The 13,772-nt window shown below is 38.4% G+C and carries 8 protein-coding genes; all 8 read left to right on the forward strand.

Annotated elements, in window-relative coordinates; translation table 11 throughout:
• Positions 1-7: 7 nt before the first annotated feature.
• The 8 genes from GM418_RS01740 to GM418_RS01775 all read left to right on the forward strand — a co-directional run bounded on the left by GM418_RS01740 (position 8) and on the right by GM418_RS01775 (position 13,769).
• A complete protein-coding gene (locus GM418_RS01740) occupies positions 8-1,636 on the forward strand; it encodes a RagB/SusD family nutrient uptake outer membrane protein (protein ID WP_158862541.1) in 1,629 nt (542 codons plus the stop codon).
• Between the two features lie 111 nt (positions 1,637-1,747).
• Positions 1,748-3,193: an arylsulfatase gene (locus GM418_RS01745; RefSeq protein WP_158862543.1), complete on the forward strand. Its 1,446-nt coding sequence runs from the start codon at positions 1,748-1,750 to the stop codon at positions 3,191-3,193.
• A gap of 205 nt (positions 3,194-3,398) precedes the next feature.
• On the forward strand, positions 3,399-3,992 hold the full coding sequence (locus GM418_RS01750) for an RNA polymerase sigma factor (RefSeq protein ID WP_217447682.1): 594 nt from the start codon (positions 3,399-3,401) through the stop codon (positions 3,990-3,992).
• Between the two features lie 132 nt (positions 3,993-4,124).
• Positions 4,125-5,102 (forward strand): FecR family protein, encoded by a 978-nt coding sequence (locus GM418_RS01755; protein WP_158862547.1) that lies wholly within the window; start codon positions 4,125-4,127, stop codon positions 5,100-5,102.
• A gap of 94 nt (positions 5,103-5,196) precedes the next feature.
• The gene (locus GM418_RS01760; RefSeq protein ID WP_158862549.1) at positions 5,197-8,520 is read left to right on the forward strand and encodes a SusC/RagA family TonB-linked outer membrane protein; all 3,324 of its coding nucleotides are present in this window, start codon (positions 5,197-5,199) and stop codon (positions 8,518-8,520) included.
• A gap of 12 nt (positions 8,521-8,532) precedes the next feature.
• A complete protein-coding gene (locus tag GM418_RS01765) occupies positions 8,533-10,230 on the forward strand; it encodes a RagB/SusD family nutrient uptake outer membrane protein (RefSeq protein ID WP_158862551.1) in 1,698 nt (565 codons plus the stop codon).
• 63 nt (positions 10,231-10,293) lie between these two features.
• Entirely contained in the window at positions 10,294-11,994 is a 1,701-nt protein-coding gene (locus GM418_RS01770; RefSeq protein WP_158862553.1) for an FAD-dependent oxidoreductase, read from the forward strand.
• Positions 11,995-12,068: 74 nt separating this feature from the next.
• Positions 12,069-13,769, forward strand: a complete 1,701-nt coding sequence (locus tag GM418_RS01775) for an FAD-dependent oxidoreductase (RefSeq protein WP_158862555.1) — start codon at positions 12,069-12,071, stop codon at positions 13,767-13,769.
• Positions 13,770-13,772: the final 3 nt, after the last annotated feature.

Consider the following 13,772-nt stretch of genomic DNA (forward strand, 5'->3'; position numbering starts at 1 on the left):
GATAATTATGAAAACATATATAAAATTAATAACAGCTTCTTTGTTTATTTCTTTTATTTTTCTCACCTCGTGTGAGGAAGGTATTCTGGATAAGCAACCACTTTCACAACTCTCAACAGAAAACTTCTGGACCACTCCCGAAGATGCAGAACTTGCATTGGCAGGAGTTTATAATAAGGCGAACACCTGGAGCAATGCTGATCACATCTGTGAGTTTGATGACAATACGGATAACGGGATTGATAGAAAACCCAACCAATCGTTTTTAATTTACGGCAACTTAAACCCATCTTCTTCTGAAGTGAAGAGCCTGTGGAACAACTCCTACGAAGAAATAGCAGGATGTAACTATTTTCTGGAAAACATTGAAACAATCGAGGATATGGATTCCGGAACAAAAGCGGAAATGATAGCTGAGGTACGTTTTTTGAGAGCTTTTGCATATTTCAACATGTCTCAATATTGGGGTGGTGTTCCATTGGTAACAAAACTTCTTACAATGGAAGAATCAATTACCATTAACACTTCCTCAAAATCAGATATTGTGGATTTTGTGTTGAGCGAACTGGAAGCAATAACAAACGATCTTCCTGTAACAAGATCTTCCGATCAGCATGGCCGGATTGTCAGGGCTGCTGCTTTAGGTGTAAAAGGACGTTTACTCATGGCTGAAGAAAGATGGGGAGAAGCAGCCACCGCATTTAAAGCTGTTATTGACCTTGGTGTTCATGAAATTGATCCGCTTTATTCAGAGCTTTTTAACGGGAAAAACGAAGAGAGCAGCGAAATCATCTTTTCAAGAAAATATTTGGCGGGAGAGATCGCCAATTCCACTCAACTGTATTATCGTCCGAGTGTTGACGGAGGCTGGCATCATATGAATCCTTTCCAAAGTTTGGTTGATGCATATTTGTGTACCGACGGAAAAACAATAGAGGAAAGTGAACTTTATGATCCTCAGTCACCTGTGGTAAAAGATGGAGTAAACTACAGAGACCCCCGCCTTCTTTATACAATTTTCTATCCGGGAATATCAACAATCAACGGAAGAGTTTATCATGGTCATCCCGATTCAACTTCGGTTGTTGGAGATGTTTTTACCTACGATGCGGGAATGACAGGTTATTGTCTTCAAAAATATGTGGATAACGAATATACCGGCGATGTATATAGTTCAGGTGTAGATATTCCGATTATTCGTTATGCGGAAATATTACTGAGTTATCTTGAGTGTAAAATAAATGAGGGCACAACGATTGATCAAAGTCTGCTTGATTTAACCATTAATGCTGTTCGGGGCAGAGAAGCTGTTCAGATGCCTTCGGTAACTGAAACTGACGCAACAAAATTGATGGAGATTTTAAAACGTGAAAGAAGAGTTGAATTGGCATGGGAAGGACTCCGATACTGGGATCTCAACCGTTGGGGTGAAGCAACTGATAAATTAAGTGACAAACCGATGTACGGAATAAAATTAACTGATGATCCGGATAACTACGACAGATTTCCTGTCGGCCCAAATGGGCACTATTTTGTATTTAGCTTACAGTACAGTTCAACAGACTTACCATGGCCGTTTCCACAAGATGAGTTAGACATCAATACCACTTTAACACAAAAAGACAATTGGAAATAAAATAAATAAAAGCTAAGTATTAATTCATTCACAATTTTGAAAAATTCATACTTAGCTTTTTTTATCCTTCTATGATTCAATATTTTCAAAAATTACATTCATCAATACACCATGATCAAACAAACAAAGTTTGTAATTCTAATTTTATCCGGAATATTTCTTTTAAATTCATGCAATAAGCAGTCAAAAACCGGCGATGAAACAACAAGTTCCCAGCCCAATATCGTCTACATTCTGGCCGATGATTTGGGTTATGGCGATTTGGGTTGTTACGGTCAAAGCCGTTTTCAAACGCCCAATCTCGACAAAATGGCGAGCGAGGGAATGTTGTTTACCCAGCATTATGCCGGCACAACTGTCTGTGCCCCTTCACGTTCATCGCTGATGACCGGGCAGCATACCGGGCACACGCCTATCCGGGGGAACAAAGAAGTTCAGCCCGAAGGACAGTGGCCCATTCCTGATGGCACGTTTACCATTGCCGAGATGCTTAAACAGGCCGGTTATGTAACCGGTGGTTTTGGAAAATGGGGCCTGGGTTACCCCGGCTCTGAAGGTGAGCCCAACAACCAGGGATTCGATGAGTTTTTTGGCTACAATTGCCAGAGATTGGCACATAACTATTATCCTTCATATTTATGGGACAACCAAACCAAAATTATCTTGGAAGGAAACCAGGGGGATAAATTTGAAGATTATGCCGCTGAGCTGATTCACGAAAAAGCTTTGCAGTTTATTGAAAAAAATAAGAACAAGCCATTTTTTCTTTTTTATCCGAATGTAATTCCACATGCCGAGTTGTTATTACCCGAAGAAAACCTGGCTGAGTTTCGGGGGCAGTTTCTTCCTGAAAAAGAGTTTAAAGGCGCAGAGCCCGGAGATGAGAACTTTAGGAACGGAGCTTACGGCACACAAGCAGAAAGTCATGCCGCATTTGCCGCCATGGTAACACTTTTAGACCAGCAGGTAGGCGAAGTACTGGCCAAACTAAAAGAACTGGGATTGGAAAATAATACTATCGTAATGTTTAGTTCCGACAACGGGCCTCACCTGGAAGGCGGAGCTGACCCGGATTATTTTGACAGCAATGGTCCGTTACAGGGCTACAAACGCGATTTGTATGAAGGAGGAATCCGTGAACCGATGATAGCATGGTGGCCTGGAAAAATTGAAGCAGGAACAAAAAGTGGTCACATTTCAGCTTTCTGGGATGTAATGCCAACAGTGGCGGATATTGCGGGAATTGAAGTCCCGGGGAATATTGACGGGATTTCGTTTCTTCCCACCCTGTTAAACCAGGGAGAACAAAAAGAACACGATTATTTGTACTGGGAGTTTCATGAAAAAGGCGGGAGGAAAGCGATTCGCAAAGGCGACTGGAAACTGGTTCGTTACGAAGTACTTAATCCTGAAAAAACAACCACTGAATTGTACGACCTTTCAACAGATATTGGCGAGGAACACAATGTGGCAGATGAACATCCTGAGATTGTAAAAGAACTTCTGGAACTGATAAAATCTGCACGCACTGAATCGGAAGTATTTACTTTTAAATGAAAAGAGAGACTGGTAACAAAAAGTTCTTAGTCTGTTGGTTAGTTTAATAAAGGTTTTCCTAAACAGGGAAGCCTTTTTTTATTATCATTCAGCCAAATAATACAACTACATTTTCCGTTTGTTTGGAACGTAAGAAAGGTTTGTATTTGTATTAGTCCTAAAAAGTTTTAAAATTTGTTTCCTAATTTTGACTAATCTAAACATATTGAAAACTTCGGATATATATATTGAGCAACAATTAGTTTGTAAATTCATATCAGGAGACAAATCAGCATTTGAGGCGATCTTTCACCACACAAAAGGAAAAATGAAAGGTTTTCTAAAAAAGGTAGTCCCAATTGATGAAGATCCCGAAAATGTATTACAGGAAGTTTATGTGAAACTTTGGGAGAACAGGCAATCTATAAATCCAAACAATCATTTTGAAACATTTCTTTTTTCCATCGCAAAGAATTTGGTGATCGACATAATGCGTAAGCGACTCAACAAACAGAAATACCTCGAAAATTTATACATTCATATAAAAGGAGGACAAAATAACTCACTGGATACTTTAGCCAAAATTGAGTATTCTGAACTTGAGCAAAAAATCTTTGACTTAATAGAAAAACTCCCCAAAAAGCGACAGCTGATTTTTAAGCTAAACCGACTTGAAGGTTTTACTTATAAAGAAATTGCTAAAAAATTAAACATATCGGAAAACACCGTTGACACACAAATGAGACAAGCCCTTTCATTTTTACGTCGCGAAATGAATATCTATTTTAGCATCCTGATACTTCTTTTTATCAACCGCTAAAACACGCCCCCATAACAAGTTCTTTTTATGTGACTTACCTCCGCACGAAAACACAAAATAAAAAAAGTTAAAACTCAATTCACGGAATAAGTATTTTCAAACGTATATAAAATTGTTAACAAAACTTTAAGAATGGATATCGCAACAAAAAAACTCATCAACAAATTTATCTCCGGTAAACGGTTAAATAACGATGAGTTTAGCCAAATTGACAAACTTCTTAATGACCTCAATTACCGCGGTGAGATTATTCAGCACCTGGAAAGGAACTGGCAGGAATCTCAGGATGAAACAGTTAATTTACAATTCGAACAAATAAAAAAGGAGATAAACAGGTCGCAATTCAAATCAGGGCTAACCAGGTTGCTCACAACCATTTCAAAAGCAGCGGCTGTTTTGTTTATTCCACTCCTTGCTGCAACGTTGTTTTACTATTTTTCACAACAAGAGCCGTCCGATTTTTTAACACTCTACACACAAAAAGGTGAAGTAACAAATATTATTCTTCCTGATAGTACAAAAGTCTGGTTGAATGTAGATACAAAATTAAGTTATCCTGCTGATTTTGGCGCAAAATCCCGAAAACTCAAATTAACAGGCGAAGCTTATTTTGAAGTAACAAAAAATAAAAGACTACCCTTTGAAGTTACTTCAGGAGATATCACAACTACAGCATTGGGAACCCAATTCCTCGTTTCAGCATACCCCGAGGTTAAAGTCATTAAATCATCATTACTAGAAGGTTCTGTTGAAATAGAAATATCAGACGATAAAAACAGAAAAATATTAGCGCCTGGTCAACAACTAATTTTTGACAAGCAAAACGCATTGGTATCAATCGGTAATTTTAACGAAAACTACGAACTAAGTTGGAAAAACAAAGAATTAGTGTTTCAGTTAACTCCATTTGACGATGTGATAAACGAACTTGAAAAATGGTATGATATAAAGATTTTATATGATCAGGAATCATTTAAAACAGAAACATTAACCGTAAGATTTGAAAAATATGAAACATTGGAGAATGTTTTGAAAGTAATGTCGAAAGTAAATGAATTCAACTATTCAATTGAAAATAAACAAATTAAAATCAAAAAAAGGAATTTATGAAATAAAATAAGAGCAATAAAAACGGGCAAAGTCGTTACCACCGACAATGCCCGAAAAAATAACATATTTTTTTAATTAAAATCATTCCAAATTTATGAAAAAAAGAAAACCGTTCCTAACGGTGGGAGAAATTCTTCCGTTTCGAAAAATTTTACGAATTATGAAACTCACAACAATTATTTTGTTGATTTCAAACATGTTTGTTTCCGCGAGTGTATATTCGCAAAGTACCAAACTAACCTTAAAGTATTCACAAATTACATTTGGAGAATTATTCCAAAAAATTGAAGAACAAAGTGAATTTAGGTTTGCTTTCTCCAATTCCCAACTCAATCCAAATAAGAAAATCCAGGTGGACATGAAAAATGCCACATTGGAAAGTATTCTAAAAGAGACTTTACCTGAAGATGTGGCCTATGAGATTATCGACCGTTATGTTGTAATAACAAATGTCGGTTCTTCAGAAAACATAAGATTCAGGCAACAACAATCGGTTTCCGGTAAAGTAACAGATTCTAACGGACTTCCGCTACCCGGTGTAACTGTTATTATCAAAGGCACTACAGCAGGAGCAGTAACAGACATTAACGGAAATTATTCACTAACACTTCAATCTGAATCCGATATTCTTATCTTCTCATTTGTGGGATTACTAACACAGGAAGTTGAAGTAAATTCCCGGAGTACAATCGACATAACAATGCAGGAAGATGTGTTGGGAGTTGAGGAAGTTGTGGTTGTTGGGTACGGAAGTCAGAAAAAAGTGAATTTAACCGGCGCCATTGCTTCAGTTGCCGGCGAAGATCTTGCACGTAGGCAAGTTGCTCAAACGTCGATGGTTTTACAGGGAGTTGCCCCGGGTGTTGTGGTTACTCAGAGAAACGGACAACCCGGCCGGGACGGTGGAACAATAAGTATTCGTGGAAAAACTACTTTAGGAAACAGCGCTCCGCTTGTTTTAGTAGATGGGATAGAAATGGGTATTAACAATATCGATCCAACACTTATCGAATCCGTATCAATTCTTAAAGATGCAGCTTCTGCATCCATTTACGGTTCACGCGCAGCAAATGGTGTAATTTTGGTAACTACAAAACGTGCCCAGAAAGACGTCCTTTCTGTTTCTTATAACGGATACATTGGTACCCAGAGACCGACTGATATACCCAACATGGTTGGAGCAATTGACCACATGCTATTAACAAACGAAGCTTATGTAAATGTGGGTAAATCGCCTCTCTATTCTGACGAATACATCGAAGAGTACAGAGCCAACATGGCAACAAATCCGGATAAATATCCTGACACAGATTGGTATGATCAAGTACTTACAGAAAATGCCCTAATGCAAAGCCACTTTTTAACAATGAACGGAGGCTCTGAAAAGGTTAGAGTTTTAGCCTCGCTTGGTTATCTTGATCAGGGCGGTATAATGTCAAACACTGATTTTAAAAGATATACGCTTCGAATAAATACCGACATGCAGCTAACAAACAGCTTTTCGGCACAAATTGATGCACACATCAAACAAGCACTCTTAACAGAACCCTCACGAGGTACAAGTTCTGCTATTCATTGGTCGGGACGTATACCGGCCAACCAAACTGCTGTATTGTCTGATGGTTCCTGGGGAGAAGGCTGGAATGGCGATAATCCGGTGGCATTTACAAAAGATGGAGGACTTAACAAATCAGAATCGCCTTCTTTTACCATGAATCTGGTATTAAAATATAAACCGGTTGATTGGTTTACCGCTGATTTATCTTATTCACCAAACTACTGGCAATCGAACGTTTCAGATTTTGTAAAAGCAATTCAAACTTACCGTTGGGACGGAAGTGAGAGTTATAAGGCACCTCAGAAAAGTACACTAACTACCAGTCATAATAAAAATCTACATAATAATTTAAGAAGTACAGCAACATTTGATAAGACATTCGGAAATCATGGTTTAAAATTATTACTTGGTTATCAGCAGGAAGATTACCGCAATGACGGATTGTCCGGCTATCGCGAAAGTTTTCCTTTCCCCGATTACCCTGTACTTAATTCAGGAGGTGAAGAAAATCAAAAATCGTATGGTTGGGCTAGTGAATGGGCATTACAGTCATTCTTTGGCCGCTTGAATTATAATTTTAAAGAAAAATATCTTTTCGAAGCGAACTTCAGACAAGATGGCTCGTCAAGATTTGTACAGGGAAGAAAATGGGGATTCTTTCCTTCCTTTTCTGCCGGATGGAGAATTTCCGAAGAAAGTTTTTTTGAGTCTTTAAGACCTGTTGTAAATAATCTTAAAATCAGGGCTTCTTGGGGGCAGTTAGGAAATCAGGATATCGGAACATACCCGTTTTCTTCCGACGTAAATCTTGGATTAAAGTATGTATTTGATAAACAAGTAGCCAGTGGTGCGGGTATAACCGATCTTGCAAATACTGAAATCTCCTGGGAAACAACTACTGCCTCGAACGTCGGACTTGATATTACGCTGTTAGAAAAAATTAATGTTGTTGCCGAATATTATTACAAAGTTACTGACGACATTCTTTTAGCTTTGGATATTCCCAGAATTATAGGAATGAATGCACCCGAGCAAAACGCAGGAAAAGTAGAAAACAGAGGTTGGGATCTCGGGATCAATTATGTAGACTGGGATAACGAATTCAAGTACGAAATTGGGATCAACGTTTCGGATGTAAAAAACAAAGTTCTTGATTTAAAAGGAGTAAATAAGACCGGAACAACAGTAAACCATGAAGGTTACCCGATGTGGTCTATCTATGGTCTCGAAGCGGATGGATTTATAACCGAAGATGACTTTAACGAAGACGGCACCTATAAACATGCTACACAGTACGGGACAATTGCACCCGGAGACATAAAATATGTCGATCAAAATAACGATTCGATAATAAACTCAAGCGATTATAAAATTATCGGGGAAACAATTCCAAGATACACATTCGGCTTTACTTTTAACGGACAGTATAAGAATTTTGATCTCGGTATTTTTATTCAGGGAGTAGGCAAAGCTGACGGTTTGATCCGTGACCAGGGAATAATGCCATTCCTGATGGGAGGTACTGTTCAGGAACAACACAAAGATCGCTGGACTCCGGACAATACAGATGCAACATTTCCACGGTTTGCTTTCAACGAAACAAATAATGAACAAACTTCAAGTTTTTGGATGAGAGATGCGGCTTATATGAGACTAAAAAATATTCAGTTAGGATATACTTTCCCATCAACCGTACTGAAAAAAATTAAAGCCCAAAAGTTACGGGTTTATGTCAGCGGACAAAACATACTTACTCTTGACAATTTTTGGAAAGGATATGATGTGGAAGCACCGGTTGGCAATGGTGGCTATTATCCGCAGGTCAAAACATATAGTATTGGGGTAGATGTTAAATTCTAAAAAATCAAATCTATGAAATCAAAAATAAAATATTCAATCATATTCATTTTACTGACTTTTCTGTTTGTCTCTTGTGAGGATTATTTGGAAAAATATCCCTTAAATAATCCTTCGGATGCAACTTTCCTGTCCAATCAAACAGAATTGGAGATGGCGGTAACCGGATGTTACAATGCGATGTGGACGAGTGTTCAGGGTATGCCCTTTCACCTGGTTTTTGATCAGATATCTGATATTGGCTGGGATAGAAATGGTTCAGCATTACAGGCTATTGGACGAGGCTCGGCGGATTCAAGAAATAGCGACATAGTCTCACTTTGGACAAATCTTTATAAAGGAATCGCTAAGTGTAATTATGTTCTCGCAAATATGGAGCGGGGTGTAGATAATATACCTACCGATGTTTACGCCCAAAGCAAAGCTGAAGTACGGTTTCTCAGGGCTTTTTATTATCACTATTTAGCTGAATTATTTGGCGGTGTTCCATTGGTAACGCAACCTCTAACTTTATCGGAAGCGAATATCACACGGAGTTCAAAAGCTGATGTTGTTGATTTTATTTTAACTGAGTTGGATGAATGTGCAAACGACCTTCCCCAGGAAAACGATCCGCTCGCAGGACGCGCGACAAAAGGGGCTGCATGGGCAATCATGTCGCGGGTTGCATTATACAACGAAAAATGGGATACTGCGATCTCTTCTGCACAAAAAGTAATGGCTCTTGAAGGAACAGAATATGAGCTAAGTTCCAACTATATGGATTTGTTTCAGTATGCCGGACAGGAGTCTAAAGAAATCATTTTATCGGTTCAGTTCTTAAAAGGAGAACACATGCATTCCATGTTTAGATTTTTTGGCACCAGAAATGCCAAAGGTCATACAAACAAAAAACCAAGTTATCAGGCGGCAGACTCATGGGAATGCACTGATGGTTTGCAAATTGACGAATCTCCTCTGTTTGATCCTCAGCACCCCTACGAAAACAGAGACCCAAGATTAGGTTATACCTTCTCGCTTTCAGGTTCAATTTTTCTTGGATTTCAGTATGAAACACATGGAGATAGTTTATACTGCTGGGATTATAATCAAAATCCGCCCAAGCGAATTGCCAATCTTGAAGCAACACACGCTTATGCTACTTTTACCGGAATTGGGTGGAGAAAATATGCCGATAACTTAGACAAAGATGCCGTAAACGATAGCGAATTGAATACAATTGTTATTCGTTATGCTGAAGTTTTATTAAATTATGCTGAAGCAAAAATATCTTCTGGTAGTATCGACCAATCTGTACTGGATGCGATAAATAAAATCAGGCAAAGACCTTCTGTTGAAATGCCTCCTCTTACAACAACCAACGCTGAAGAATTAAAGTACGCAGTACGAAGAGAACGTAAATATGAATTATCATGTGAAGGATTACGCCTGTTTGATATCAAACGATGGGGCATTGCAGAAAATGTAATGAACCTTCCGGTATTGGGACGCATGAAAAAATCTTATCCTTCGATAGCACCAATAGTAGATGAATACGGCACATCGTATTACGATAATATCCCGATTGCCCAACAGGGAGAATCTGCAGATTTCAAAATGCGTATTGTAGAAATACGTTCATTTGATAAAAATCGCGATTACCTGTGGCCAATTCCATATATCGAAATGGATACGAACCCGGAAATGGTTCAAAATCCAGGATATGGAGAATAGTCTAGTTTAGTTACTTAAAGGTTCTCCGGAAATTATGGAGAACCTTTTTTTATAAACCTAATTATGATTTCACAAAAAAATATTCTTTTGCTTTTCCTCTTTTCTTTTTTCCTATACACTCCTAAAATAAATAGCCAGAATGAATACGATATCGTTATTTATGGAGGAACTTCTGCTGGTATATCAGCAGCTATTCAGGCATCAAGAATGGGTAAGTCGGTTATACTTATTGAACCAACACGACGAATAGGAGGATTGACAACCGGGGGTCTTGGAGCAACAGACATAGGGAATAAGCAGGTGATTGGCGGAATTTCACGCGAATTCTATCAGAGTATAAAAAAATTCTACGACAAACAGGAAAACTGGAAATGGCAAAAAAAAGAAGACTATAGTCAGGCTAGAAACCAAAGTGGTGAAGATGCGATGTGGACTTTTGAACCCTCAGCGGCTTTAAAAGTCTATGTGGAAATGATAAATAAGGAAAACATTGACCTGATTTATGAAGAACGCCTCAACAGAAAAAACGGGGTGAAAAAAGAAGGTGCAAAAATTGTTGAAATTGAGATGGAAAGTGGAAAATCATATAAAGGAAAAGTTTTTATTGATGCCACTTACGAAGGAGATTTAATGGCTGTTACCGGAGTGAGTTATACTGTTGGGCGGGAACCAAATAAACAATATGGCGAAACTTTAAACGGTATCCAGGCCAATGATATTGGAATTACAATTCGTGGTACAGTTTCAAAAAATAGTGTTCATCATAATTTTATTGATGGAGTAGATCCCTATATTGTTAAAGGAAACCCTTCGAGCGGGCTGCTTCCTTTTATCGTAAAAGGCGGCCCCGGCATTGATGGAAGTGGAGACAAAGGGATCCAGGCTTATTGTTTTCGAATGACTTTGACCGATGCGCCGGAAAATCGCATTCCTTTTCAAAAGCCGGGAAATTACAACGAACTGGATTACGAACTTCTTTTCCGCAATTATGAAGCTGCAGATGGCCCGATAGAAAAGATGTACCCTTACGGCGACCCCTTGGTTCCATGGATCAATTCTAAAATGCCCAACCGAAAAACCGACACAAATAACCAGAAAGGATTTTCAACCGATTTTATTGGTCAAAACTGGGATTACCCGGAAGCATCTTACGAAGAAAGAGAAAAAATTATCGAGCGCCACAGAAGCTATCAGCAGGGACTGATGTGGACACTAGCCTATCATCCCAGAATTCCCAAAAAAGTAAGAGATGAAGTTTCAAAATGGGGAACCTGTAAAGACGAATATGAAAGAGAAGATGGATGGCAACAGCAGTTATATGTAAGAGAAGCAAGAAGGATGATAAGTGATTATGTAATGACCCAAAAAAATTGCGAAGGAATTGAAACAGTTGACGACCCGATTGGCATGGCAGCTTACGGTATGGATTCACACCAGGTAAAACGTTATGTTGATGCCAATGGCTTTGTTCAAAATGAGGGAAATGTAGAAGCGCATGGTTTTCCTCCCTATCCAATCAGTTACAAATCCATTGTTCCACATAAAAGCGAATGTTCAAACTTGTTGGTTCCTGTGTGCGTTAGCGCAAGTCATATCGCATTCGGTTCAATTCGTATGGAGCCGGTTTTTATGGTGCTTGGACAATCGGCTGCAAGTGCCGCCTCTCTATCTATCGACAACAATGTTGAAGTGCAAAATATTAATTACTTAACGCTTAATAACCTTCTCTTAAAAGATAAACAGGTATTAAAACATATACCATAACTGGTACAATTGTCGAATAAATTCAATTATATAACTGAAAGTTTTTCTCTAATTTATAAACAACATGCTACTAAATGACAAATGCGACAAATAAAAATAGCTATACAAATTCAATTGTAACACTTATACTTATTACGATTAGCGTAGTAAGTTGTCAGAACACAGATCAAAACTCCTATTCTGCCGATGTTATTATTTACGGAGGAACCTCAGCAGCCGTGATTGCCGCCGTTGAAGTAGTACAATCTGGCAAATCAGCAATTATGGTTTCTCCAGATGTGCATTTGGGAGGTTTAACTGCCGGTGGCCTTGGTTGGACAGATGCAGGGAAGAAAGAAGCAATTGGAGGACTCACACGCGAATTTTATCACCACGTTTGGAAATACTATGACAATGCAGGATCATGGAAATGGCAGCAAAAAAGTGAATTCGGGAATCGGGCGCAAGGAAATCCGGCCATTGACGGCAACAAACGCACATTATGGGCTTTTGAACCGCATGTGGCAGAGGATATTTTTGAGGAATATATTTCTGAAAACAAAATTGAAATTTACCGTGACGAATGGCTAAATAGGAAAAATGGTGTTTTAAAGTCGGGTTCTGACATAATTTCAATTAAAACACTTTCAGGAAAAACTTTTAAAGGAAAAGTTTTTATTGATGCTACTTACGAAGGCGACTTAATGGCTTCTGCAAAAGTAAGTTATCACGTTGGAAGAGAAAGTAATGCCACCTACAACGAGAACTGGAATGGAGTCCAGACAGGAATTTTGCATCACATGCACTATTTTAAATCTGAAATATCCCCTTATAAAATTTCTGGAGATTCAGCTTCTGGCTTTCTTCCAAGGATTTCAGAAGAGCATCCGGGCGAATATGGAGAAGCAGATGATAAAATCCAAGCCTACTGTTTTCGGGTTTGTATGACAGACATTCCGGAAAATAGTATCCGCTTTAAAAAACCGGAGAATTATAATCCCCTAGACTACGAATTACTTTTAAGGGTTTTTGAAGCCGGTTGGACAGATATATATAGCTATGTTGGTAAATTCGACATGCTTCCAAACAGAAAAACAGATACCAATAACAGGGGGCCATTAAGTAGCGATAATATTGGGTTGAATTATGATTATCCCGAAGCTAGTTACGAACGAAGAAAGGAGATAATTAAAGAACACAAAGACTATCAAATGGGGCTTTATTGGTTTGTTACAAACGACCCCAGAGTTCCGGAAGAAGTGAAAAAAGAAATGCAAAAATGGGGACTGGCAAAAGATGAATTTACCGATAACGGAAACTGGCCCCACCAGATATACGTTCGCGAAGCCCGCAGAATGATTGGCGAATATGTAACCACTGAAAATGATGTTCTTTGTAAACGCGAAGTACCCAGGCCAATTGGAATGGGTTCATATTCAATGGACTCACATAATGTTCAACGATATATAAAACCTGATGGATATGTCCAAAACGAGGGTGATATTGGTATAAAAATTAAAACACCGTATTCAATATCCTATGGTTCTATTATTCCCGTAAAAGAAGAATGTGAAAATCTATTGGTTCCTGTTTGTGTCTCCAGCAGTCACATCGCATTTGGATCTATTCGAATGGAACCAGTATTTATGATTCTCGGACAATCAGCCGCAGTTGCAGCGGTAATTGCAATTGAATCAGATTGTGCAGTGCAGGATGTGCCATACTCTGAATTAAGAAAAAAGCTGAAAAGTAAAAAACAAGTTTTAGATTTGAATAATTTATTAAATCAAAATTAGCAC

The sequence above is a fragment of the Maribellus comscasis genome (genome assembly GCF_009762775.1).
GTDB lineage: Bacteria > Bacteroidota > Bacteroidia > Bacteroidales > Prolixibacteraceae > Draconibacterium > Draconibacterium comscasis.

Coding starts and splice junctions, on each gene's coding strand:
- GM418_RS01740 (WP_158862541.1), top strand. CDS start 8: ATGAAAACATATATAAAATTAATAACAGCTTCTTTGTTTATTTCTTTT.
- GM418_RS01765 (WP_158862551.1), top strand. CDS start 8,533: ATGAAATCAAAAATAAAATATTCAATCATATTCATTTTACTGACTTTT.
- GM418_RS01745 (WP_158862543.1), top strand. CDS start 1,748: ATGATCAAACAAACAAAGTTTGTAATTCTAATTTTATCCGGAATATTT.
- GM418_RS01770 (WP_158862553.1), top strand. CDS start 10,294: ATGATTTCACAAAAAAATATTCTTTTGCTTTTCCTCTTTTCTTTTTTC.
- GM418_RS01760 (WP_158862549.1), top strand. CDS start 5,197: ATGAAAAAAAGAAAACCGTTCCTAACGGTGGGAGAAATTCTTCCGTTT.
- GM418_RS01755 (WP_158862547.1), top strand. CDS start 4,125: ATGGATATCGCAACAAAAAAACTCATCAACAAATTTATCTCCGGTAAA.
- GM418_RS01775 (WP_158862555.1), top strand. CDS start 12,069: ATGACAAATGCGACAAATAAAAATAGCTATACAAATTCAATTGTAACA.